The following is a 24429-nucleotide window of genomic DNA, read 5'->3' as shown; positions in this document are numbered from 1 at the left end:
GCCGGACCGCATGCTGAGAGACTCCGTCCGCGTGGAGGAGTGTCTTGTGCCGAATGCCCCTGAGCTCCATGCCAGAGAGGGAAGCATCGACGCCGTCGCGGGGTCGGCGTACGGCCAGCACTGTGGACCGACCGGCGCTGTGGAGGAGAGGTGACCGCACCCGGAGTGGGCACCGCCCGCCCTCAGCACGCCCGCCCTCAGCACACCCGCCCTCACCACACCCGCCCTCACCACACCCGCCCTCAGCACACCCGCCCTCAGGCAGACCCATCCGCACCCGCTCACCGGCCAGGACGACACCTGAGCCGGGAGGCCGATTGCATCCACTGGCGCTCTGCCAGCACGCACCCCCGCATACGGCCCCCGCATGCTGGCTGAGCGCCACCGGATGCCGAGTCCCCGCCGCGAACCGGGCCCCGTGGCGGACCCGGGCCCACCAGCCCCACGGCACGCCCATCCGTCCCGGGCCCGGCGCCACTTCGCCCGTCAACGCCACGGCACGCTCACCCCGTCCCGGGCTCCGTTCCGCTCGACCCGCTCTGCCCCGCGGCGGCGCTCCCGCCCGACCACCCTCAGGGGATCGGCTCGTCCAGCACGTGGGTGACCAGCTCGGCGACCTTGGACCTCTCGGAGCGCTGCAGCGTCATGTGGGCGAACAGGTCCTTCTCCTTGAGCGCCTCGACCACGGAGGCGATCCCGTCGTAGCGGCCGATGCGGAGGTTGTCGCGCTGGGCGACGTCGTGGGTGAGCACCACGCGGGAGTTCTGGCCGATGCGGGAGAGCATGGTCAGCAGCACGTTGCGCTCCAGGGACTGGGCCTCGTCCACGATCACGAAGGCGTCGTGGAGGGAGCGGCCGCGGATGTGGGTCAGCGGGAGCACTTCCAGCATGCCGCGGGAGAGCACCTCATCGATGACGTTCTGCGAGACCATCGAGCCGAGGGTGTCGAAGACGGCCTGACCCCAGGGGCCCATCTTCTCGCCCTGGTCGCCGGGCAGGTAGCCGAGCTCCTGGCCACCCACGGCGAACAGCGGGCGGAACACCATGATCCTGCGCTGGGTGCGGCGCTCGAGGACCGCCTCGAGTCCCGCGCACAGCGCCAGGGCGCTCTTGCCGGTGCCCGCGCGACCGCCGAGCGAGACGATGCCGACGGACTCGTCCTGCAGCAGGTCGATCGCGACCCGCTGCTCCGCGGAGCGGCCGGAGACGCCGAAGACGGTCTGGTCCCCCGGGACCAGCCGCACCTGCTTGTCCCGGGTGACCCGGCCCAGAGCGGAGCCGCGCGGGCTGGTGAGGGTGAGCCCGGTGTGCACCGGATGGTGGGCGACCTCGGGGACCTCGACGGTCTGGCCGTCGTAGAGATCGCTCATGGTCTGCTCATCCACCGAGGCGGTGACCATGCCGGTATAGCCGCGGTCGCGGGCGAGCTCGGCCCGGTACTCCTCGGCGTGGACGCCGGTGGCCGAGGCCTTGATGCGCATCGGCAGATCCTTCGACACCAGCACCACGTTCTTGCCCTCGAGCTGGAGGTTCTTCGCGACGGCGAGGATACGGGTGTCGTTGTCGCCGAGCCGGAAGCCGTCCGGCAGGGAGGCGGTGCTCATGTGGTTGAGCTCGACGTGCACGTGGCCGCCGTCCTTGCCGATCGGTAGCGGCTGGGAGAGGTTGCCGTGCAGCTCGCGGAGGTCATCGAGGATTCGCAGCGCCTGACGGGCGAAGTAGCCGAGGTCCGGGTGGTGGCGCTTGGCCTCCAGCTCGGTGATGACCACGATCGGCAGCACGATGTCATGCTCGGCGAAGCGGTGCAGGGACTGCGGGTCGGACAGCAGCACCGAGGTGTCCACGACGTAGGTGATCACGCCCGTCTCGACATCGGCGAGCATCTGCTGCGCGGCACCGGGCAGCAGCGAGGGCACCACGGGGGCACCGTCGGGGTTCGCAGCCCCGATCGCCTCCGGGCTGCGGGTGGGCGGGAGCGATGTGGTGCCGTCGGCGGCGGGCATCGTCTCGCGAGCAATGGTCGTCTCGTCCATGGGAGCCTCCCGGAATCGCGCGGATGCCTGGACCCTAGCCCGGTGGGCGCCCGCGATCGGGCGAGCCCCACCGGATGCGGGGCCGACGTTCACCCGATCGTCATCGGAAGTTCTGCCGGACTCCCGATGCCCCCAGTGTGCCACCGGTCACACGGACCTCCGGGGAGGCGGGCGGGAGTGTCCTCGCAGAGGCGGACGGTGCGGCGCGAACGCGGTACCCGGCCGGGCAGCGCCGACTGCTCAGGCGCCGAACCGCCGCTCGCGCAGACAGAAGTTCCGCAGGGCGCGCAGCAGGTCGATGCGGCGGAATCCGGGCCAGTAGGTCTCGCAGAACCAGTACTCGGAGTGCACCGACTGCCACAGCAGGAATCCTGAGAGGCGCTGCTCGCCCGAGGTGCGGATGATGAGGTCCGGATCGGGCTGCCCACGGGTGTAGAGATGCTCGGCGATGGAGTCGATGCTGACCGCCGCGGCGATGGATTCGCCGTCCAGGCCCTGCGCGGCCAGGTCCCGCACCAGCTCCTGCACGGCGTCGACGATCTCCTCGCGCCCGCCGTAGCCGATCGCCACGTTGACCGTGAGCTGGGACTCCGGGGAGGTGCGCTCCTGTGCGCGGGAGATGTCGGCGCGCATCGCCTCCGGCAGCTCCTCGGCGTTCCCGGTCAGCCGCACGCAGTAGCCGGCTTCGATGATCCGGCCGATGGTGGCGGCGATGATCTCGTAGAGAGCGGTGAGCTCCTCGAGCGGTCGGCGCAGGTTGTCGGTGGACAGCATCCAGACGGTGACCAGCGGGATGTCGAGGTCATCGCACCAGGAGAGGAATTCGAGGATCTTCGCGGCGCCGACGCGGTGGCCGTGCTCGGTGGTCTCCCCCGCCTCCTTCGCCCAGCGGCGGTTGCCGTCCACGATCACGCCCAGGTGCTGCGGGAGCTCGAAGCTCTCGAGCTCGCGGAGGAGGCGCCTCTCGTAGACGCGGTACAGAAGGCCGTCGTCGTCCATCGCGCCGTCCTTCCCCTCGTGATGGTCGCGGCGGACCTGCCCGCCGCGGCGTCGGACCGGCGCTCTCCGCCGGTGCAGTGCGTCGCGACCGACCCCGTCGGCCCGCTCACCCATTATCGACGACCATCGCGCCCTCCCCGAACGTTCGGCGGAAATCGACACCGGATCGGCACAGCATGCACACCATGAACTTACGGTCCCGTAGGTTACGGTGAACCCATGAGTTCCGGACCCCACCGCGTCGCCGCAGAGCAGCCCGGCCCGCGACGCCCCGACCACGCCGGTCCCGGCGAACCCGGCGACCCCGGCGACCTCGGCGACCCCAGTGACCCCGGTGACCCGACCGGACCGGCAGGCGAACCCGGCGACCCGGCCGGGCCGGCAGAGGCGAGCGCGACGCCCGACCCCCGCACCCCCCGCGCCGCCGCCGAGACCGCGGCGGCGGTCGCGGAGAGCGGCGGCACCAGGATGCCGGCCGACGACGAGCTGCCCACCGCCGAGAACTTCCCCTTCGCCCCGCGTACGCTCACCCGCACCATGGCGCGGCGAGCCACCCAGCTCGGGCTGCAGCTGCCCAAGCCGCGCCTGCGCGGGATGCTGCATCTGATCGCCTTCCCCGCCACCGTGGTGGCCGGGCTGGGACTGGTCGCCCTCGGTGACACCTTGCAGATCCGGCTGGCCTGCGCGGTGTTCGTGCTGACCGCCGGCATGCTGTTCGGCGTCAGCGCCGTCTATCATCGCGGCACCTGGTCCCCGCAGCGGGCGATCATGCTGCGTCGGTTCGACCACGCGAACATCTTCCTGATCATCGCCGGCACCTACACCCCGCTGGCCATCGCACTGCTGGCGCCGCGCCAAGCGCTCACCCTGTTGGCGATCGCCTGGGGCGGTGCCGCGATCGGCGTGTGCTTCCGGGTGTTCTGGACCGGGGCCCCGCGCTGGATCTACGTCCCCGCATACATCGCACTGGGCTGGGTGGCTGTCTTCTACATGCCCCAGCTGCAGGTCACCGGGGGCTGGGCCGTGGTCTGGCTGCTGGTGATCGGCGGCCTCGCCTACACCGCCGGCGCGGTCATGTACGCGCTGAAGCGGCCCAATCCCTCACCAGCCTGGTTCGGCTTCCACGAGATCTTCCACGCCGGCACGCTGATCGGCTTCGGCTGCCACTTCGCGGCGGTCGCGGTCGCCGTGGCCTGAACACGCGAGGCCCCGCACCGCACCGCACCGCACTGCACTGCACTGCACTGCACTGAGCCGATGATCAGCGCTGCACTGACCTCAGCACCGGGCGGAGGTGCGTGCCGGGCGGGGGTCAGCGCTGGTCGTCAGCGGGCGGCGTGTCCTCGCCCGTGGGTGCGTCGTCGGCGTCCGCGGCGTCCGCGCCATCGGTCCGCCCGCGCCCGGTGCCGTCGGTCCGCTCGCGCTCGGCGGCGTCAGCCCGCTCGTGCTCAGCGGCGTCGGTCCGCTCGCGCTCGGTACCGTCGGCCCGCTCGTGCTCAGCGGCGTCCTCCCGTCGGCGCTCTTCGGCCGCCATCCGCTCCTGCACCCGCGCCCGGGCCTGCACCCGGCGCGTACGTCGGGTCATGTCGACCGCCAGCAGCACGACGGCCACTGCGAGCACGAACATCGCGAAGAATCCGGCCAGACCCGGGGAGACGGAGACCGGGGTGAACTCCTCGCCGTCCGAGGGGCTCGGGGCGGCCAGCAGCTCGCCGAGGGCGAACACAATCCCCGCGCCGCTCACGGCCGGGCCTCCACGTGCTGGTGGCGCAGACCGGCGAACAGGTCGTCCTCGGGCAGCTTCACGCCGATGCGGGAGAGGTGCAGCTCGAAGTCCTCGGTGCCCCAGGCGGCGATCTCGGCCTCGTGGGAGATGCGGAAGAACGGTCCCTCGGGATCGACCTGGGTGGCGTGGGCGCGCAGCGCATCATCCCGGATCGCCAGGAAGTCGCGCACGTCCACACGGGTGGTCAGCACCCGGTCCCTGCTCTCGTCGTAGTGCTGCAGCATCTGTTCCAGCATCTCGTTCGGAGTGCCCTCCTCCCGCAGATGCCTGCTCACCGCCGAGAACCGCTGCCGGTGGAAGCCGTTGACGTAGTAGAGCTTCGCGATCGCCCAGGGCTCGCCGAGCTCGGGGGCGAAGGCGGGATCCGCGGCGAGGTCGAAGGCGGCCAGGCTGATGCGGTTGACCTGGATGTGGTCCGGGTGCGGATAGCCGCCGTTCTCGTCGTACGTGGTCATCACGTGGGGACGCAGCCGACGCACGACCTCGACCAGCTGCCGGGCGGCCTCCTCGACGGGGAGCGTCGCGAAGCTGCCGGCCGGCAGCGGCGGCAGCGGGTCGCCCTCGGGAAGGCCGGAGTCGATGAAGCCCAGCCATTCGTGATCCACACCGAGGATCTCCCGGGCCCGCTCCATCTCCTGGCGGCGGATCCCGGGCAGCGCTTCGGGAGTCATGGACGGATCGTCGCGCAGGCGCGGGTTGAGCACGTCGCCGCGCTCCCCGCCGGTGCAGGTGATGACCGTGACCTGGACGCCCTCGCGCGCATAGCGCGCAGTCGACCCGGCGCCCTTAGACGATTCGTCGTCGGGGTGCGCGTGGACGGCCACCATCCGCAGAGGTTCATCGGGGGTGGGCAGCTGGACGGTCACGGGACTCCTCGGAGACGGCGGGAGGGGACGGATCCCACGGGGCTGGTGCATGCGTCGCGCGCGGGAGCGGTCACGGCGCACCAGCGTCAGATCCTACGCCACCGGCACCTGTCAGCACCTGGGAGGAGGCGGGGGCCGTGACCGCGGCGGGCTCGGTGGCCGGGCCGCCGGCTCGGAGGAAGTTCTCGGCCCCGGTCTGGGAGACTGGGCCCATGAACGATGCCACTGATCGCCACGCGGACCGCTACGGGGGGCCGCTCGTGAGCCGACGCACGGCCCGCGTGCTCCTCGCACTCGGCGCGGCGGCGTTCCTGGCGGTCGTGGTCTACGTCGGGCTGCAGGTCTCGCAGAACCCGGTCCGCTCGGAGCTCCTCGCGTACGACCATCTTGCCGACGACGTGATCGCCGTCGACTTCCAGGTGACGATGGACCCCGGCACCGCGGCGACGTGCACGATCCAGGCGCTGAACAAGGGACGGGCCCAGGTCGGCTTCGTCGAGACGGAGATTCCTGCGCAGGAGACCCGTCGCAGCGCGCACCACGTCGAGATCTCCACCCAGGGCGATGCCGTCTCCGCGGAGATCATCGACTGCACGACCCGCTGAGGCCGCCCGCCCGCCACTCCTCCCGACGCCGTCGTGCGCCCCTCGCCTGCGACGCCGACCGTTCTGTCGGCCCGTCGCCCCGGATTACTCGATCCGCGAAATCGCCCTCGGGTCCCCAGGAAAGGGTTCTGCGCGGTGTAAAGTATTGCGGAACCGGCATCTCGCCGATCATCATCACCCGCACACGGGGCGCATGAGGACATGTGCCCCGTGATTCGCGTATCGGGGGCTCTTCGCTCCCCTGCGCACTACTGAGGACGACAGGAGTGAACCCATGAGCAGCCAGCCGAATGGCGCCTGGCTCACCCAGGACGCGTACGACCGCCTTGCCAAGGAGCTCGCAGAGCTCGAGGGCCCGGGACGCACCGAGATCGCCGAGCGCATCGCCGCGGCTCGCGACGAAGGGGACCTCAAGGAGAACGGCGGCTATCACGCCGCTCGTGAGGAGCAGGGAAAGATGGAGGCCCGGATCTCGGACCTCCAGCGACTCCTGAAGAACGCCGTGGTCGGCGAGGCGCCGAAGGACGACGGCATCGTCGAGCCCGGCATGGTCGTGGTCATCTCGATGGCCGGCAAGGAGCGCACCTTCCTGCTGGGCAACCGCGAGATCGCCGACGGCGACGACACCCTCGAGGTGTACTCCTCGGAGTCGCCGCTGGGAAGCTCGATCCACGGCTCCAAGGTCGGGGACTCCGTCGACTACACGGCCCCGAACGGGAAGTCCTTCCCGATCGAGATCCTCCAGGCCTCGCCCTACAAGGTCTGAGCCGCCGCTGCCCGCACCAGCAGTGCGCGCAGGAGAGGGCCCCCGCGACCGGCTGCTGCCGGGGCGGGGGCCTTCTCGTCGTGCAGGGTGCCCTCGTGGTGAGGGGTGTCGGGCGACTCAGGCACCGCCTGTGCGCGGAGCGTCGCCCTGGCCCGGCTCACCGTTGTGCCCCGGGACGCCGTCCTGGCCCGGGAGGCGGTCCTGGCCGAGGACGCCGTCCTCGCTCGGGACGCGGTCCTGGCCGGGGGTGTCACCGTCGAGCGGTGCAGCATCCGGCGCTGCCGCATCGGCCTCGTGCGCGGGAGCAGCGGTCCGCTGCGGGGCGGCGTCTGCGCGCGGCGCCTCGACCGCTGCCGCCTGCCGCGCACCCGAGGGGCGCAGGGACGACAGGCCCGGCAGCATCGGCCGCTTCCGCTCCTCGGCGGCGCGCGCCGCAGGATGCGGCCTGCGGCGGGTCAGCGCGGCGAAGTGCTCGGCGCTGCCGCGGTCGTGCCCGAGGTCCGGGGCCGGGTCCCGACCCACCACGTACAGCAGGGTCGCGTTGAGGAAGGCCAGCACCGGGATGGCGAACAGCGCCCCGGCGATCCCGGCGACCAGCGCGCCGGTCGCGACGCCGAGGAACACCGCCAGCGGATGCAGCTCGACGGCCTTGCCCATCAGGAAGGGCTGCAGGACGTTGCTCTCCAGCTGCTGCACGACCAGCACGATCGCGAGCATGATCAGCGCACCGATCCAGTTGTTCAGCACCAGCACCAGCAGCACGGCGATCGCGCCCGAGGCGATCGCACCGACCAGCGGCACGAAGGAGAACAGGAACACCAGCAGCCAGATCGGCACCGCATAGGAGCCGAGCCCCAGCCCCACCATGCCGATCGCGATGCCGAAGGCGTCCACGGCGGCCACCAGGATCTGGGTGCGCATATACGCCGAGAGCGCCTTCCAGCCGCGGCGGAAGGCCTCATGGGTGGGGACCCGGGCCGCCGGCGGCAGCAGGCCCACCACCCAGCGCCAGATCCCCGCCCCGCCCGAGAGCAGGAAGAACAGGGTGAACAGGGCCACCACGATCCCGGTGGCGACGTTACCGAGCACTGCCGCGGTGCTCACCGCACCGCTGACCAGCTGACCGGAGTACTGCTGCAGCTGGTCGATCCCCTCGTCGATCGCCGAATTGATCATCGGCGTGTCGATCTGGAAGGTCGAGGTCGCCCACCCCACCAGGCCCTGGAACCCCCGGACCGCCTTCTCCTGGATATCGGCGAACTGCGCGACCAGCTGCCGGCCGGCCAGGGTGAACATCCCCGAGATCACCAGCAGCAGTCCCAGCAGGGCCACGCCGCTGGCCGCCCCCCGGCCCAGGAAGGTGTAGCGGGTGAGCACCTTGACCACCGGGGTCAGCAGCGCGGCGAGCAGGATCGCGATCACCACCGGGATCACGATGGTGGTGATCTGCATCAGGCCCCAGAGGATCAGGGCCGAGGCTGCGACGACGACGATCAGCCGCCAGGACCAGGATGCCGCCCGACGCACCCCGATCGGCATCTCTTCCACCTCGGGGGCAAGGCTCTGTGCCCGCGGGGTGGGGCGCAGCTTCGACATGGGGCTCCTTCCGTGAGCCGGGCGGCTCCTCGGGCATCCTAACCGCGAGCTGCTGGGCGCAGTGCACACCAGAACGCCCCGGACGCGACGAAGGTAGGCCCCTTTCCCACCGAGCGGCGGACCCCTCGAGGCCCGCGCGAGAACTAGCGTGAGCTCATGCGCAGCGACCATCCGACGTCCACAGCGGAACCCACCACCCCCGAGACCGCCGACGCCCCGGGCGCCCTGCAGCGGGACCTCCCACCGCAGCCCGTCCCCGGTCCGGCCGCACCGGTGACCGCCGGGAGCGCGGTCCCGGACCGCACCGCCCTGTCCCTGCGCGGGATGCGCAAGTCCTTCGACAGGACTGAGGTGGTCCACGGGATCTCCCTGGACGTGCCCCGCGGCTCCTTCTACGGGATCGTCGGCCCCAACGGCGCCGGCAAGACCACCACCTTGTCGATGGCGACCGGCCTGCTGCGGCCCGACGGCGGCACCGCCCACGTGCTCGGGCACGACATGTGGGCCGAGCCCCATGAGGCCAAGGCCCGCCTCGGCGTCCTCGCCGACGGCCTGCGGACCTTCGACCGGCTCACCGGGCGCGAGCTGCTCACCTATGTGGGGCTGGTGCGCGGGATGGAACCGGCCGTGGTCGAGGAGCGCATGGAGTCGCTGCTGTCGGCCCTGGACCTGGCGGGCGAGGACGGCAAGCTGGTGGTCGACTACTCCGCCGGCATGACCAAGAAGATCCTGCTCGCCAGCGCCCTGCTGCACGCACCGCGGCTGCTGGTCCTGGACGAGCCGCTGGAGGCGGTCGACCCGGTCTCCGCCCAGGTGATCCGCACGATCCTCACCGCCTATGTGGACGGGGGCGGCACCGTGGTGCTCTCCAGCCATGTGATGGAGCTGGTCGAGGGGCTGTGCAGCCACGTCGCGATCATCGCCGACGGAGAGCTGCTGGCCGACGGCACGCTCGACGAGGTCCGCCGGGGCGGCAGCCTGGTGCAGACCTTCATCGACCTCGTCGGCGGCGGCGATGTGGCGGAGGGGAGCCTGTCGTGGTTGGAGTCCTGAGCAGCGAGCACACCGCGACCGCGGCGGCGCAGAGCGTCTCCCACGGGGAGATCTCGCAGAGGACCCTCATCCGCCTGCAGCTGAAGCTCAAGTGGACGCTGTGGAAGCGGTCCTACCGCAAGAACGTCGGCAAGCTCATCGGCACCATCGTCGGGGTGCTGTACGCCCTCGGCGGGTTGGCGGGCCTGGTGGCGCTGTTCCTGGGCACCACCCTGTGGGCCGGGGAGGGCGAGACCTTCCCGCTGGTCGTGCGCGGCCTGGGCGCCGTGACCGTGCTGGCGTGGTTCCTGATCCCGGTGCTCGCCTTCGGCCTCGACGACACCCTGGATCCGCGGGCCTTCGCGCTCTTCCCGCGCACCGCCGAGGAGCTGCAGCCGGGGATGTTCGCCGCGGCGGGGCTGAGCCTGCCGAGCCTGTTCACCCTGGTCGCGGTCGCCATCGCGACCGGTTTCGAGCTGCTGTGGCTGATCCTGTTCGGCCAGGGTGCGCTCTGGATCGTGCTGGCCGCCCTGGTGCTGATCCCCGCGAACCTCGCCGCCTTCGCCCTGTGCCTGCTGCTGCCGCGGGCCTGGTTCGCCCACTCCGCCAGCCGCGCCTCCTCCCGCAGCGGCCGCGAGGTGGGCGGGATCCTCGGCTTCCTGCTGCTGTTCGCGGCGATCTACGCCTTCTCCCTCGGCGCGCAGAAGGTCGACGACCTCGACGTCACGCTGCTGCGCGAGTGGCTGCCGCGGATCGTCGAGATCCTGGCCTGGACCCCGGTGGGGGCGCTGTTCGCGGTGCCGATGGATCTGGCCGAGGGGCGCGTGCTGAGCGCGCTGCTGCGCGCCGCGATCGGCGCGGTGACGATCGCCCTGGTGTGGCTGTGGTGGCGGCGCTCGATCGATGCCTCCCTCACCTCCGCGCTGACCGGCGACGCCTCCTCGGGCGATGCCAAGGTCTCGCCGCTGGTGCCGCGCTTCGTGCGTCCCGGCCCGTTCGGGGCCGTGATGGGCAAGTCGCTGCGCTATTGGCGGCGCGACACCCGCTACCTCGCGACGCTGGGCATCTACCCGGTGATCATCGTGTTCTTCGCGGCGATGGGACTGATGCTCCCCGAGTCCCGCGGGATGATGCTGGGGATGGCGATCTTCATGTGCGGCATGAGCGGGATCAGCCTGGCCAACGAGATCGGCTTCGACGGCCCCTCGGGCTGGGTCAACCTGGTCACCGCAATGCCCGCCCGGGCGAACCTGCTGGGCCGCATCGCCGCCCAGGCGGTGCTGATGGTGCCGGGCGTGGTGGTGGCGATGATCGTGCTCCCGCTGCTGTACGGCAGGACGGACCTGATCCCGCTCGCGGTGATGGGCGCGCTCGGTGCGATGGTCTGCGGCTGGGGCATCTCGATGGTGGTCAGCGTGCTGCTGCCCTACCCGAGCTCGCCCCCGGGCACCAACCCGATGAAGGACAAGTCCGCCTCGAGCTCCAACGCGATGCTCGCGATGGCCGTGGCGATGGTCGGGGTCTTCGTGCCGCTGCTGCCCGCGATCGGCGTGGGGGTCTGGGGCGCGATCGTGGGCAGCCTTGCGCTGACCCTGCTCGCCGGGGCACTCGCGCTGGTGGCCGGTGCGGTCATGTTCCTGGTGGGGCTGCGGATCGCGGCCGTGCGGCTGGACGCCCGCTACCCGGACGTGTTCCAGAAGGTGCGCAACCACCTCTGACGGGCTCGGTCGTCCGCTCGCCGCAGCACGGAGCGGCGCGGCTTCAGGCTGGCGAGCCTCCGTCCGCTCCCAGGTCGCGCTGCATCACCAGTGCGTCGATGCGGCGGCTGCGGATCCGGTAGTAGCCGCGACGACGGTCGATCTCCCGGTAGCCGGCAGCGGTGTAGAAGGCGCGGGCTCGCTCGTTGTCCTCGCGCACCTCGAGCAGCATCCGCTGGGCGCCGCCGTCGCGGGCCTGCTGCTCGCACCAGTGGAGCAGCGCGCGGCCGATCCCCCTGCCCTCCTCGCGGGTGCCGATGGTGTGCAGGTCCGCGAGGTCGCCGGCGAGCATGATGCCGGCGTAGCCGAGCAGTGCGCCATCGGCCCTCTCCCCCTGGGCGGCGACCACGTAGCGGCGGTCGGGGTGGGCGATCTCCTCGGCGAGCTGGAAGACGTTCCAGGCCTCGTCGGGGAACAGCTCGAGCTCGGCGACGGCGATCTGCTCGACGTCCTCGACGGTGGCCGGGCGCAGCGCCCAGGGCGCGCCGTCCTGGGAAGCGCCGTGCATCTCAGCGGCCCAGGGCGCTCTTGCGCGCGGTGGGCTTGGCGGCGTCGGGCTCGCGCAGGTACATCGGCTCGGTGCTGCTGAGGTCCTCACCGCGGGCGCTCAGCGCGGCGGCGGCGAGGATCAGGTGCCCGGCGTCGACGTGCACCAGGTCCATGGTCGCCGGCAGCAGCTCAGGGTAGATCCCGGTGCCGGAGCCGACCAGCACGTCGCAGGCGGTGAGCTCGTCGGCCACGTCGGCGGGAGTGTGCACTGCAGGCTCCGCGGTCCGGGTGACCTCACCGGTGCTCTCGCGCCGGTAGCGGGCGTGGTAGACCTCGCGGCGCCGGGCGTCCAGGGCGACGCCGACGCTGACCGGGCCCTCCGGTGCGGGTCCGAGTGCGGCGAGCGCCTGGTGGGCGAGGGCATCCAGGGAGCTGAGCCCGTGCAGGGGCACTCCCAGCACGGCGGCGATCGAGCGTGCGGAGACCAGCCCCACCCGCAGTCCGGTGAAGGGGCCGGGGCCGCGGCCGACGACGACCCCGGTGAGCTCGGTGCGCTCCACGCCCGCCGCCTGCAGGGTCTGGTCGATCAGGTCCAGCAGCACCTCGTCGTGGTGGCGGGAGCGCTCATCGGAGCGGACCTGCAGGATCTCGGGGGCGGGCCCGGTGAGCTCGCCGCGGGCGACCGCGGTGCTCACCGCCCCGGAGGTGTCGATCCCCAGCAGCATCAGCGGTTCTCCTTCGCGGGTCGGGTGGTCGGGGCGGCGTCTCGGGGCTCTGTGGTCCCCTCCGCCGCGATGAGGGGGGCCAGCGCGTCCTCCAGCTGCCGGATCGCCTGCTCGTCCCAGCGGGGGCCGCTGGGGATCAGGTGCAGGGTGCGCGGCTCGTCGGGGTCCTCGGGGTCCTCGACCCGGTCGGGTCGGTCCAGCACCACCAGCAGCGTGGACTCGGCGAGATGCTCGACCCGGTCGCGTCCCCATTCCACGACGGTCACGGCGCGGTCGAGATCGGCCTCCAGGTCGAGGTCGTCGATCTCGCCCTCCCCGCCGAGGCGGTAGGCGTCGACGTGGACCAGATCGAGCCCGCCGGCGAGGTGGGGGTGGACCCGCTCGATGACGAAGGTCGGGGAGGCGACCGGGCCGCGCACCCCGAGCCCGGCACCGAGCCCCTGGGTGAAGGTGGTCTTGCCCGCCCCGAGCGGGCCATCCAGCACCAGCAGGTCCCCGGGCCGCAGCACGCCGGCCAGGGCCTGGGCCACGGCGCGGGTGCCCTCGGCGTCACCGGTGCGCACGGTCAGGGAGCGCATCAGCGGACCTCGCGGGTGACGCGTCCGGAGACGGAGGTGAGGACCTCGTAGGAGATGGTCCCGGCCGCCTTCGCCCAGTCCTCCGCCGTCGCGGCGCCGGGGCCGTTCGGGTCGCCACCGGCATCGCCGAAGACGAACACCTGGTCGCCGGCGCGGGCATCGGAGTCCGGGCCCAGATCGATGACGATCTGGTCCATGCTGATGCGGCCCACCTGGGGGGCTCGATGGTCGCCGCTCTCGGTGCGGACCACCAGGTCCACCTGGTCGCTGCCGGTGCGGTGGAGGCCGTCGGCGTACCCGATCGGCACCAGGCCCAGCCGGGTGGGGCGGTCGGTGCTGCGGATCCGGCCGTAGCCGATGCTGTGCCCCTCGCCCACCTCCTTGACCAGCGCGAGGCGGCTGGTGAGGGTCATCGCGGGGCGCAGCGGCACCTCGGCGGGGACCGGCGGGTAGCCGTACAGCGCGATCCCGACCCGCACCAGGTCGCGGTGGAGATCGGGGCGGGTGAGGGTCGCGGCGGAGTTCGCGATGTGGCGCAGCGGGATCGGCCCCACCTCCTCGGCGAGCGCCGCGCAGGCGGAGTCGAACAGCTCCACCTGCTGATCGGTCGCCGGATCCTCGGGGTCGTCCGCGCTGGTCAGATGGGTCCAGGCACCGGCGACCTGGATGAAGTCGTCCTCCCGCATGGCGGCGCCGAGCTCACGGATCTGCCAGGGCAGCACGCCGTTGCGGCCCATGCCGGTGTCGATCTTCAGGTGCACGCGGGCGCGGCGGTCGGCCTCGCGGGCGGCCTCGGAGACCAGTGCGAGCATCTCCGGGGAGCCGACGGAGACGTCGACCCCGGAGCCCAGCACCTCGGGCAGCACGATCTTCGCGGTGTGCGGCTCGAACAGCCAGGTGAGGATCTGGGCATCGAGGCCGGCGCGGGCCAGGGCCAGGGCGCTGGCGGGATGGGCGACGCCGAGCCAGGTGGCGCCCCCCTCGATCGCGGCGCGGGCGGCGGTGAGCATGCCGTGCCCGTAGCCGTCGGCCTTGACCACGGCCATCAGTGCTGTCTGCTCCTCGAGCAGGGTGCCCATGGCGCGGGTGTTCTCGGTGATCGCCGACGGGTCGATCACCGCCCGGTTGGGCACGTGCCGAGGGTCCTCGGCAGGGATCGGGATGGTCATCGAGCTCCTCGGTTCACGGCTGGGCGCCCGCCAGGATAGTCCCGATCGCCTCCGGCAGGTGCGCGGCGACGTCGAGGGCGACCAGCGGCTGTCGGCCGTCGCGGGAGGCGAGGCGGCCCGCACGGCCGTGGAGGATCGCGGCCAGGGCGGCGGCATCGGGTCCGGGAAGCCCGGCGGCGAGCAGGGTGCCGAGCACTCCGGCGAGCACGTCCCCGGTGCCGGCGGTGGCCAGCTGCGCCGTCGCATCGTCCTGGGCGCGCAGCGGGCCGCCGTCGCCCGGGGCGATCAGGGTGATGGCGCCCTTGAGCAGCACGGTCGCGCCGGTGGCGCGGGCGAGCGCAGGGGCCAGCTGTGCGCCGGGCAGCTCCGGGTCGACCTCGAGCCGCGTCGCGAGGCGCTCGGCCTCCCCGCGGTGCGGGGTCAGCACCACGTCCGGGCCGAAGCGGTGCGCGGTGGTGAGCGCCGACAGCGCTCCGGCGTCGATGACGCCGCGGCGGAGCGTACCGGTGCCCTCGCGCAGCCCGTCCAAGCCGGCTGTGGCGCGGGGATCATCGGCCGCGAGCCCGGGGCCGACGACCAGCGCGTCGGTGCGGCCGACGGCGGCGAGGTCGACCGCGCCCGGATCGACGACGGTCTCCGCGATGGGGTGGGTGACGATCTCGGGCCGTTCCCGCAGCACGAGGTCCAGCACCCGCTCCGGGGCCAGGCAGCGGACCATCCCGGCGCCGGTGCGCGCGGCGCCGGAGGCGGTGAGGACCGCGGCGCCGGGGAACTGCTCGCTGCCGGCGGCGAGCGCGACCACGCCGCGGGTGTACTTGCTGGCGTCCCGGTCGGGGTGCGGGAACAGTGCCCGCACATCGGCGTCCTCGAGGCGGAGCACGGTCGGGGCGGCGGTCAGGTGCGGGGACAGGCCGAGGTCCACCAGGTGGATGCTCCCGCTGCGCTCGGCGCCGCCGGGCAGCAGCAGGCCGGCCTTGAGCGCGCCGAAGGTGACCGTCTCCCGCGCGAGCAGGGCTTCGGCGGCGGCCTGCCCGGTGGTGGCGTCGACGAAGCTCGGCAGGTCCACGGCGATCACCGGGACGCCGCTGCTGCGCACCACGGCCAGCAGTGGGGCGAGGGCTGCGGGCACCTCGGGGCGGCCGCCGAGGCCGAGCATCGCATCGAGCACCACGGTGGTGGTGGCCAGCTGCTCCTCGAGCATCCCGGGAGCGGTATCGGCCAGCGGGAGGATCGTGCCGCCGGCGGCGCGCAGAGCGGCAGCGCCCTCCTCATGGAGGCGGTCGGCGGTGGCGATGGCGTCAGCGGCGATGCCGTCGCGGCGCAGGAGCGCTGCGGCGTGCAGTCCGTCACCGCCGTTCGCGCCGGCGCCGGCGAGGACCAGCACGCGTCCACCCCGGCCGCGCAGCTCCTCCGACGCGGCGGAGCGCAGGTGCTCGGCGACGTGTTCGGCCAGCGCCCGCGCGGCACGGAGCATCAGCGGCTCCCCCGCGGCGAGCAGGGGCGCCTCGGCATCGCGGACGGCCTGGGCGGAGTAGGCGCGGTTCATGGGGCCGGATCCTTCGGTGATGCCGTGCCGCGTTCGGCGACGACGATCGCGGTCGCGACGTCCCCGTCGTGCGAGAGGGACAGGTGCAGGTGGACCACGCCCTGCTGCTCGGCGGCGCGCAGGGTCGCGCCGCGCAGGCGCAGGTAGGGGCGGCGCACGTGGGTGCGTTCGACGGTGACGTCCTGCCAGGAGAAGTCCCCGGGGGCGCCGAGGGCCTTGCCGACCGCTTCCTTGGCGGCGACCCGGGCGGCGCGGGAGGCGGCGGAGAGGCTGCGCTCGGTGGGCGTGAGCAGCCGGTCCAGCAGGGCCGGGGTCCGCTCCAGCATGGCGGTCAGGCGCGCGATCTCGACCACGTCGATGCCGACGCCCACCACGGTGCCGTCGTCCCGGGGCGCGAACGCCCGGCCCCCGAAGCTCTGATCGGGGCCGGGGATCGGCGCTGCGGTCGGAAAAGTGCTCACCTGGGCAGTATCACACCCCGGCCTGGGCAGGGGGTCAGGGGCGAGGTCACTCGACGGTGACGGACTTGGCGAGATTGCGGGGCTGGTCCACGTCCAGACCCTTCGCGGTGGCGAGCTCGCAGGAGAAGATCTGCAGCGGGATCACGGTCAGCAGTGCGGCGAACAGTGTGCGGGTGGCGGGCACCCGGATCACCTCATCGGCGAAGGGCAGCACCGCATCGTCCCCCTCCTCGGCGATCACCAGGGTGCGGGCGCCGCGGGCGCGCACCTCCTGGATGTTGGAGACGACCTTGGAGTGCAGGGAGTGGCGGCCGTTCGGGGAGGGGACGATGACGAACACCGGCTGCCCCTCCTCGACCAGGGCGATCGGTCCGTGCTTGAGCTCGCCGGCGGCGAAGCCCTCGGCGTGGATGTAGGCGATCTCCTTGAGCTTGAGGGCGCCCTCCATCGCCGTCGGGTAGCCCACGTGGCGGCCCAGGAACAGCACGCTGGTGGCGTCCTGCATGTCGCGGGCGAGCTGCTCGACCTGCGCGGAGCTGTCGAGGACCTGCTGGATCTGGTCCGGGATCTGCTCGAGGTCGGCCATCAGCGCGGCGATCTCGTCGGGGTAGAGGTTGCCGCGCACCTGGGCGAGGAACAGGCCCAGCAGGTAGCAGGCGGCGATCTGGCCCAGGTAGGCCTTGGTGGAGGCGACCGCGATCTCGGGGCCCACGTGCAGGTACAGCGCCGCATCGGCCTCGCGCGGGATGGTGGAGCCGCGGGTGTTGCACAGCGCGATGACCTTCGCGCCCTGCTCGCGGGCGTGACGCACGGCCATCAGGGTGTCCATGGTCTCGCCGGACTGCGAGATCGCGACGACCAGGGTCTTCTCGGTGACCACCGGGTCGCGGTAGCGGAACTCGTGGGCGAGCTCGACCTCGGTGGGGATGCGGCACCAGTGCTCGATCGCGTACTTCGCGACCGCCCCGGCGTTGGCGGCGGTGCCGCAGGCGACCACGACGATCTTGTCGATGCTGCGCAGCACCGAGGGGTCGATGTCCATCTCGTCCAGTCGCAGGGCCCCGTCCTCGAGGCGGCCGCGCAGGGTGTCGGCGACGGCGCGGGCCTGTTCGTGGATCTCCTTGGCCATGAAGGAGTCGAAGCCGCCCTTCTGGGCCGCCACGGCGTCCCACTCGATGGTATAGCGCTTCGCATCGGTGACCTCGGCGCCGTCGAAGTCGATGATCGCGACCGAGTTCGCGGTGACGGTGACCACCTGGTCCTGGCCGATCTCGAGGGCCTCCTTGGTGGAGTCCACGAAGGCGGCGACATCGGAGCCGAGGAAGTTCTCGCCCTCGCCGAGGCCCACCACCAGCGGGGAGTTGCGGCGGGCGGCGACGACGGTGTCCGGGGCGCCCTTGTGCACGGCCAGCAGGGTGAAGGCGCCCTCGAGGGAGGCGGCGGCGCGGCGCATCGCCTCGGTGAGGTCCCCGGTCTGCTCCATCTCGCGGGCCACCAGATGGGCGGCGGCTTCGGAATCGGTCTCGGAGGTGAAGGAGAACCCGTCCTGCTCGAGCTCGGTGCGCAGGCTCGCGAAGTTCTCGATGATGCCGTTGTGCACGACGGCGAGCTCGCCCTCGCGCCCGCCGAGGTGGGGGTGGGCGTTGACGTCGGTGGGGCCGCCGTGGGTGGCCCAGCGGGTATGGGCGATGGAGACCTGGCCGCTGGTCCCGGAGGCGCCCTCGAGCGCCTCGCGCAGGTTGGCGAGCTTGCCGGCGCGCTTGGTCACGCGCACGTCGTCGCCATCGATCACGGCGACGCCCGCGGAGTCGTAGCCGCGGTACTCGAGGCGGGCGAGGCCCTGGAGGGCGACGTCCACGGGACGGGAGGAGGGGCTCTCGGCCCGGGGGCCTGCATATCCGACGATTCCACACATGAGGCTCACGCTAACGATCGCCGCGGCTCGGAGAGACGCTCGCGCCGGATCAGCGCGAGGCCTTCCTCACCTCCGGACGGTGCGACGCGCACCCCTGGCCGCCCAGGCCCCGGAGCGATCAGAAGTGAGCATCCGGCCCTGCGCGAGGCTGACCGGACGGGGCCGGGAGCAGCCGTCGACGTGGGGACCCGGTCGCATCTGCTGAGCGCGTGCACGGTGCGGCGCCGGATGCTGGGACAATCAGCCTCATGAAGGCCGCGTCGACGTCGAGCACCGTCACCCCGTTCGAGGAGATCTCCCGGGAGGACTGGGCGCGTCTGTCGCTGCAGACCCCGCTGCCGCTGTCCGAGGAGGACGTGACCCGGCTGCGCGGGCTCGGCGACCGGGTGGACCTCAGCGAGGTCGATGCCGTGTACCGGCCGATCTCGCGCCTGCTGAACATCCAGGTCGCCGCCGCACAGGCGCTGCGCCGGGACCGGGAGAGCTTCCTGGACCAGCACCAGCACCGCACCCCGTACCTCATCGGGGTGGCCGGCTCGGTGGCGGTCGGCAAGTCCACCACCGCCCGCCTGCTGCGCGAGCTGATGGCCCGTTGGCCCGACACCCCGCGGGTGCAGCTGGTGACCACCGACGGCTTCCTCTACCCCAATGCGGTGCTCGAATCCCGTGGGATCATGCAGCGCAAGGGCTTCCCCGAGAGCTACGACCGGCGCCGCCTGCTGCGCTTCGTGGCAGATGTGAAGGCCGGGCAGGAGCGCGTCGAGGCGCCCGTCTACTCACACCTGACCTACGACATCCTCGAGGACGAGCGGGTGGTGGTCGAGCAGCCCGACGTGCTGATCGTGGAGGGGCTGAACGTGCTGCAGCCGGCCCGGCCCCGCCGCGACGGCCGTCTGGGGATGGCGGTCTCGGACTTCTTCGACTTCTCCGTCTACGTCGATGCGCGCCTCGAGGACGTCCAGCGCTGGTACGTGGACCGCTTCCTGCAGCTGCGGCAGACGGCGTTCTCGAACCCGCGCTCCTACTTCCGCCGCTACGCGGACCTCACCGACGAGGAGGCCAAGGAGACGGCGCTGGGGATCTGGCGCTCGATCAACGGCCCGAACCTCACCGAGAACGTGGTGCCCACCCGCGGCCGCGCCGACCTGGTGCTGCGCAAGGACGGCCGGCACCGAGTGCACTCGGTGCTGCTGCGGAAGGTGTGAACCGGACCCGGCCTGTTCAGGCCGGGCCGGACGGGCTCAGAGCCCCACGCGCTCCCGGACGATGACGGCGAGGCGCTCGGCCAGCTCGGACGCCTGCTCGTCCGTGGGCGCCTCGACCATCACGCGCACCACCGGTTCGGTGCCGGAGGGGCGCAGCAGCACGCGGCCGGTCTCCCCCAGCTCGGCCTCGGCGGCGGCGATCGCATCGGCGACCCCGCGGTCGATGGTGGCCTTGGCCTTGTCGATGTCCTTGACGTTGAGCAGCGCCTGCGGGAGGCGGGTCATGACGCCCTTCAGCTCCCGGGCGGTGCGACCGGTCTCGGCCATCCGCTGCAGCAGGTGCAGGGCGGTGAGCTCGCCGTCACCAGTCGTGGCGTGCTCGGCGATGATCACGTGGCCGGACTGCTCACCGCCGATGGAGTAGCCGCCGAGGTTCATCTCCTCGAGCACGTAGCGGTCGCCCACGCCGGTCTGCGCCAGGATGATCCCGTGCTGCTTCATGGCGAGCTTCAGGCCGAGGTTGCTCATGACGGTCACCACCAGGGTGTCGTCGTGGAGCTTCCCGCGCTCCTTGAGGTCCAGGGCGAGGATCGCCATGATCTGGTCGCCGTCGATGATCTCGCCGTCGGCGTCGACGGCAAGGCAGCGGTCGGCGTCGCCGTCGAAGGCCACGCCGATGTCCGCGCCGTGCTCGCGCACGGCGGCCTGCAGCGGGCCCAGGTGGGTGGATCCCACACCGTCGTTGATCAGGCCGCCGTCGCTGAGGTCCCCGATCACATGCACTCTCGCACCGGCGCGGCGCAGCGCCTCGGGCCCGGTGAGGTAGGAGGCGCCGTTGGCGCAGTCCGCGACCACGGTGAGCCCCTCCAGCGAGCGGTCCACGGTGGCGACCAGATGCTCGACGTAGGCCTCGACCGCGCCCTGAAAGCGGCTGATGGTGCCCACGTCGGTGCCCTGGGGGCGGTCCCACTGCTCACCGAGGCGGGCCTCGATCGCGTCCTCGACCTCGTCGGGCAGCTTGGTGCCGCCGCGGGCGAAGAACTTGATGCCGTTGTCCGGGGCGGGATTGTGGGAGGCGGAGATCATCACGCCCAGATCCGCGCCGGTGGACTGCACCAGGTAGGCCAGGCCCGGGGTGGGCAGCACCTCGGCATCGAGCACGTCGATCCCGGCGGCGGCGAGCCCCGCGCACACCGCGGCGGAGAGGAAATCGCCGGAGGGGCGGGTGTCGCGGGCGACGATCGCGCGGGGCCGGGCGCCGCCGAAGGCGCCCAGCGTGCCGAGCACATGGGCCGCGCCCACGCTCAGCTCGACCGCGAGCTCCGCGGTGATGTCGCCGTTCGCGCGTCCGCGCACTCCGTCGGTGCCGAAGAGTCGTGCCACAGGGTTCTCCTCACGAGGATGGGTATCCGGGGGCCGACGGGAGTGCTGCCGCACGGCAGCGCCGCGCGGCATCCGCGCCGGTGTCCGCTGTGAGACTACCCGCTGAGGGCCTGCCCGCCGCTCCCGTTCCTCGTCACGACGGGGAGCCGGGGGCTACTTTGGAGGGATGCCCGATCCCGTCCTGCTCCCCCGACTGCTGCCCTCCGCGATCAGCCATCACGTGGGCGATCGCACAGCGAGCCGCGGCCTCGGTGCCGCAAGGGCGGGCCGGGTCAGCGACATCACCTGGGATCCGGCCACGACGGTCGTGTCGGCGGCGGTCGCCGACGAGGACGGCGCCGTCCACCGCGCCGAGGTGGAGCTGGCCGAGTACGAGGACGACTCCGTCTCCCGCCGCTTCCACGCCCCGGGTCCCGGCGGGCTGTGGCGCCCGCGCCGCTCGGGCTGCGACTGCCTCGTCGGAGAGTCGTGCGTGCACGTCGCGGCGACCCTGTACCGGGTCAACGACCTCGGCACCCAGGCCATGCACGAGAGCCCGCCCGCCGAATGGCGCAGCGTGCTGCGGCCGCTGCTGAACTCGACGGTCACCACCGGTGCCACCGGCAGCGCGGGGTCATCGGCCGCAACCCTCCCGCGCCCGCTCGCGCTGCGCTTCGATCTCGAGGCGGGCACCTCCGGGACCGGCACCTCCCGCCACCACCGGGAGACCGCGACCGCCGAGCACCTGCACTCCGGGGCGGAGCTGTGGCTGGGGATGCGGCCGCTGACCCGGGGACGCAAGGGCACCTGGATCAAGGGGGACCTGTCCTGGCGCAGCTTCGAGTTCCGCCTGGCCGGGCGAGACTACGATCCGGCCCACGGCGAGGCCCTGACCCGCCTCTTCGCGGCGGCGTCCGTCGAGCGCTCCTACTCCAGCGGCGCGATCGAGCACCTCTGGCTGAACTCCATCACCTCGCCGCTGCTGTGGCAGTCCCTCGAGCACGCCCGCGCCGCCGGGGTGGAGTTCCTGCCCGGCGCCGGTCTCGCCGCGATCGAGCTGGTGGGCGGCGGTGAGGTGGGCCTGGACCTGCAGACCCGCGGCCCCTCCCAGGAGCTGCAGGTCACCCCGCGCATCAGCATCGGCGGCCGGCCGGTGGAGCAGGGACGGCTGCTGGGCGCTTCCGGTGTGCTCGACGTCGAGGAGCTCGCCGAGGAGCAGCTCCTGGCCCGCCTCGCCCCGCTCGGCGCCGCCGTGCCGCGGGCGCTGCGCACCCTGCTGCACCGTCGGCAGCCGCTGGTGGTGCCGCCCGCGGACCGCGAGACCTTCCTCGAGGTCGCCTACCCGCAGCTGCGCGCCCTGACCGCGATCACCAGCGAGGACGGCAGCGTCGAGCTGCCCGCGGCGCGCCGGCCCACCCTGCACCTGAGCGCCGGCTACGCCTCCGGGGACCGCCTCTCACTGCGCTGGTCCTGGCGCTACCACGAGCCGGACCGGCAGCTGCCGATGGATCAGCGCCACGGCGCCCACCGCGACCTCGCCCATGAGGAGGCCGTGATCGCCGAGGCGATGACTCTGTGGCCGCTGTCCCCCACCGACACCCCCGAGCTGCTCAGCGGCACCGACACCGCCCGCTTCACCGAGCACGTGCTCGATGACCTCGCCGCCCTGGATCACGTCGAGGTGGAGGTGACCGGCACCCGCCACGCCTACCGGGAGCTGGACGGCGATCCGCGCGTGCGGATCACCCAGCAGGCCTCGCCCGGGAAGAACGACTGGTTCGACCTCGGGTTCGAGATCACCATCGAGGGCCGGCAGATCCCGTTCCCGAGCCTGTTCGTGGCACTCGCCCGGGGGCGCTCGACGCTGCTGATGCCGGACCGCACCTACTTCTCGCTGGATCATCCCGCCTTCGACGCGCTGCGCGAGCTGATCCGCGAGGGCGAGGCGCTCGCGGAGTGGGAGCCCGAGCAGCAGCAGATCTCCCGCTTCCAGGTGGACATGTGGGACGACCTCCAGGAAGCGGCCGACGAGACCGTGGCGAGCAGCGAGTGGAGCCGCACCGCGCTGTCCCTGCGCTCGCTCGAGCAGACCCCCGCTCCTCCGCTGCCCAGCTCCCTGCACGCGGAGCTGCGGCCCTACCAGCTCGAGGGCTTCACCTGGCTCGCGTTCCTGTTCGCCCACGGGCTCGGCGGGGTGCTGGCCGACGACATGGGCCTGGGCAAGACCGTCCAGACCCTCGCCCTGATCGCCCGCGCCCGCGAGCAGGCCCCCCAGGACCCGCCGTTCCTGGTGGTGGCGCCGGCCTCGGTGCTGCCGGTGTGGCGGCGCGAGGCCGAGCGCTTCACCCCGGGCCTGGAGGCGCGCGTGCTGGACCGCACCGCCGCCTCCCGCGGCACGGATCTGACCGCGGCGATGGTCGGCGCGGACGTGGTGGTCACCAGCTACTCGGTGCTGCGGATCGACGAGGAGGACTTCGCCGGCACGCCCTTCCAGGGCTTCGTGCTCGACGAGGCGCAGTTCGTGAAGAACCGCCGCTCCCGCACCCACCGGGCGGCCAAGGGTGTGCGGGCGGGCTTCCGCCTGGCGATCACCGGCACCCCGATGGAGAACTCGCTGGATGACCTGTGGGCGATCTTCGATCTGGTCGCCCCGGGCCTGCTGGGCACGGCGATCGGGTTCCGCAAGCGGTTCACCCTGCCGATCGAGACCGGTGATCATCCCGGGCGGATGGAGCTGCTGCGGCGCCGGGTGCGGCCCTTCCTGCTGCGCCGCACCAAGGAGCTGGTCGCCGCCGAGCTGCCCGAGAAGCGCGAGCAGGTGCTCACGGTGACCCTCTCGCCGGAGCATCGCGCGGTCTACGACTCGGTGCTGCAGCGGGAGCGGAAGAAGGTGCTGGGCCTGATCGACACCGATCTGGACCGCAGCCGCTTCATCGTGTTCCGCTCCCTGACCCTGCTGCGGATGCTGGCGCTGGACCCGTCGCTGGTGGACGCCGAGGAGTACGCCGACGTGCCCAGCTCGAAGCTGGAGGCGCTGTTCGACCGGCTCGAGGAGGTGATCGGGGACGGGCACCGGGTGCTGCTGTTCAGCCAGTTCACCTCCTACCTGGACCGGGTCGCGGCCGAGCTGGAGAGGCGCGAGGTGCGCTATGCGCATCTGGACGGCTCCACCCGGGACCGCGACGCGGCGGTGACCGGCTTCCGCGAGGGCGATGCCCCGGTGTTCCTGATCTCGCTGAAGGCGGGCGGCTTCGGTCTCACCCTCACCGAGGCGGACTACGTGTTCCTGCTGGATCCGTGGTGGAACCCGGCCGCAGAGAATCAGGCCGTGGACCGCGCCCACCGCATCGGCCAGGAGCGCCAGGTGATGGTGTACCGGATGATCGCCGAGGACACCATCGAGGAGAAGGTGCTCGCGCTGCAGCGCCGCAAGGCCGAGCTGTTCGATGCCCTCACCGACGGCGGCGAGGCATTCCGCTCCGCAGTGACGGCGGAGGACCTGAAGGAGCTGCTCAGCTGACGGAGCAGCGGGCTGCTGG

The 24429-nt window shown here is 72.4% G+C and carries 20 protein-coding genes; 7 read left to right on the top strand and 13 right to left on the bottom strand.

Annotated features, from left to right (window positions below; genetic code table 11):
- Positions 1-572: 572 nt before the first annotated feature.
- Together CFK38_RS07260 and CFK38_RS07255 are read right to left on the bottom strand one after the other, a co-directional pair.
- Positions 573-1883 (bottom strand): PhoH family protein, encoded by a 1311-nt coding sequence (locus tag CFK38_RS07260; RefSeq protein WP_096804260.1) that lies wholly within the window; start codon positions 1881-1883, stop codon positions 573-575.
- 390 nt (positions 1884-2273) lie between these two features.
- A complete protein-coding gene (locus CFK38_RS07255; RefSeq protein ID WP_096802473.1) occupies positions 2274-3032 on the bottom strand; it encodes an isoprenyl transferase in 759 nt (252 codons plus the stop codon).
- Positions 3033-3251: 219 nt separating this feature from the next.
- Here CFK38_RS07255 and trhA point away from each other — a divergent pair, with 219 nt between their 5' ends.
- Positions 3252-4229 (top strand): PAQR family membrane homeostasis protein TrhA, encoded by a 978-nt coding sequence (trhA, locus tag CFK38_RS07250; RefSeq protein WP_420835791.1) that lies wholly within the window; start codon positions 3252-3254, stop codon positions 4227-4229.
- A gap of 115 nt (positions 4230-4344) precedes the next feature.
- Here trhA and CFK38_RS17120 read toward each other — a convergent pair whose 3' ends face one another.
- Positions 4345-4776, bottom strand: coding sequence for a hypothetical protein (locus CFK38_RS17120; RefSeq protein ID WP_157773399.1), 432 nt, complete (start codon positions 4774-4776; stop codon positions 4345-4347).
- Positions 4773-5684, bottom strand: coding sequence for a mycothiol conjugate amidase Mca (gene mca / locus CFK38_RS07240; protein WP_096802472.1), 912 nt, complete (start codon positions 5682-5684; stop codon positions 4773-4775). Before mca ends, CFK38_RS17120 begins: the two co-directional genes overlap by 4 nt.
- 212 nt (positions 5685-5896) lie before the next feature.
- Between mca and CFK38_RS07235 the strand changes: the two genes are divergently transcribed.
- The gene (locus CFK38_RS07235) at positions 5897-6289 is read left to right on the top strand and encodes a DUF4307 domain-containing protein (RefSeq protein WP_096802471.1); all 393 of its coding nucleotides are present in this window, start codon (positions 5897-5899) and stop codon (positions 6287-6289) included.
- A 274-nt stretch (positions 6290-6563) separates the two neighbouring features.
- Positions 6564-7055 carry a transcription elongation factor GreA gene (gene greA / locus CFK38_RS07230; protein ID WP_096802470.1) on the top strand — a complete coding sequence of 164 codons (492 nt, stop codon included), beginning with the start codon at positions 6564-6566 and terminating at the stop codon, positions 7053-7055.
- Positions 7056-7172: 117 nt separating this feature from the next.
- Here the strand turns inward: greA and CFK38_RS07225 are convergent, their stop codons facing one another.
- Positions 7173-8651, bottom strand: a complete 1479-nt coding sequence (locus CFK38_RS07225) for an AI-2E family transporter (protein WP_096802469.1) — start codon at positions 8649-8651, stop codon at positions 7173-7175.
- A 156-nt stretch (positions 8652-8807) separates the two neighbouring features.
- Here CFK38_RS07225 and CFK38_RS07220 point away from each other — a divergent pair, with 156 nt between their 5' ends.
- The gene (locus CFK38_RS07220; protein WP_420835790.1) at positions 8808-9704 is read left to right on the top strand and encodes an ABC transporter ATP-binding protein; all 897 of its coding nucleotides are present in this window, start codon (positions 8808-8810) and stop codon (positions 9702-9704) included.
- Entirely contained in the window at positions 9689-11401 is a 1713-nt protein-coding gene (locus tag CFK38_RS07215; RefSeq protein WP_096802468.1) for a hypothetical protein, read from the top strand. The genes CFK38_RS07220 and CFK38_RS07215 overlap by 16 nt, the downstream gene beginning before the upstream one ends.
- A gap of 43 nt (positions 11402-11444) precedes the next feature.
- Here the strand turns inward: CFK38_RS07215 and CFK38_RS07210 are convergent, their stop codons facing one another.
- From CFK38_RS07210 to glmS, 7 genes are read right to left on the bottom strand one after another with little or no spacing between them, the layout of a single operon-like run.
- The gene (locus tag CFK38_RS07210; protein WP_096802467.1) at positions 11445-11948 is read right to left on the bottom strand and encodes a GNAT family N-acetyltransferase; all 504 of its coding nucleotides are present in this window, start codon (positions 11946-11948) and stop codon (positions 11445-11447) included.
- A 1-nt stretch (position 11949) separates the two neighbouring features.
- A complete protein-coding gene (tsaB, locus tag CFK38_RS07205; RefSeq protein WP_096802466.1) occupies positions 11950-12654 on the bottom strand; it encodes a tRNA (adenosine(37)-N6)-threonylcarbamoyltransferase complex dimerization subunit type 1 TsaB in 705 nt (234 codons plus the stop codon).
- Entirely contained in the window at positions 12654-13232 is a 579-nt protein-coding gene (gene tsaE / locus CFK38_RS07200; RefSeq protein WP_096802465.1) for a tRNA (adenosine(37)-N6)-threonylcarbamoyltransferase complex ATPase subunit type 1 TsaE, read from the bottom strand. The genes tsaB and tsaE overlap by 1 nt, the downstream gene beginning before the upstream one ends.
- Positions 13232-14401, bottom strand: coding sequence for an alanine racemase (alr, locus tag CFK38_RS07195; RefSeq protein ID WP_096802464.1), 1170 nt, complete (start codon positions 14399-14401; stop codon positions 13232-13234). Before alr ends, tsaE begins: the two co-directional genes overlap by 1 nt.
- A 13-nt stretch (positions 14402-14414) precedes the next feature.
- On the bottom strand, positions 14415-15947 hold the full coding sequence (locus CFK38_RS07190) for an NAD(P)H-hydrate dehydratase (RefSeq protein WP_096802463.1): 1533 nt from the start codon (positions 15945-15947) through the stop codon (positions 14415-14417).
- Positions 15944-16408 (bottom strand): holo-ACP synthase, encoded by a 465-nt coding sequence (locus CFK38_RS07185; protein ID WP_096802462.1) that lies wholly within the window; start codon positions 16406-16408, stop codon positions 15944-15946. Before CFK38_RS07185 ends, CFK38_RS07190 begins: the two co-directional genes overlap by 4 nt.
- 46 nt (positions 16409-16454) lie before the next feature.
- Positions 16455-18323, bottom strand: coding sequence for a glutamine--fructose-6-phosphate transaminase (isomerizing) (glmS, locus tag CFK38_RS07180; RefSeq protein WP_096802461.1), 1869 nt, complete (start codon positions 18321-18323; stop codon positions 16455-16457).
- A 248-nt stretch (positions 18324-18571) separates the two neighbouring features.
- On the opposite strand from glmS, the gene coaA reads away from it, so the two are divergent.
- A complete protein-coding gene (coaA, locus tag CFK38_RS07175) occupies positions 18572-19528 on the top strand; it encodes a type I pantothenate kinase (protein WP_096802460.1) in 957 nt (318 codons plus the stop codon).
- Positions 19529-19564: 36 nt separating this feature from the next.
- Here coaA and glmM read toward each other — a convergent pair whose 3' ends face one another.
- Complete coding sequence (gene glmM / locus CFK38_RS07170) at positions 19565-20911, bottom strand: phosphoglucosamine mutase (RefSeq protein ID WP_096802459.1); 1347 nt, start codon at positions 20909-20911, stop codon at positions 19565-19567.
- 166 nt (positions 20912-21077) lie between these two features.
- Here glmM and CFK38_RS07165 point away from each other — a divergent pair, with 166 nt between their 5' ends.
- Complete coding sequence (locus CFK38_RS07165) at positions 21078-24410, top strand: DEAD/DEAH box helicase (protein ID WP_096802458.1); 3333 nt, start codon at positions 21078-21080, stop codon at positions 24408-24410.
- Positions 24411-24429 lie beyond the last annotated feature (19 nt).

The organism is Brachybacterium vulturis (assembly GCF_002407185.1).
GTDB lineage: Bacteria > Actinomycetota > Actinomycetes > Actinomycetales > Dermabacteraceae > Brachybacterium > Brachybacterium vulturis.
Note: the sequence above shows the minus strand (reverse complement) of the source record. Positions and strands in the feature narration are given on the sequence as shown.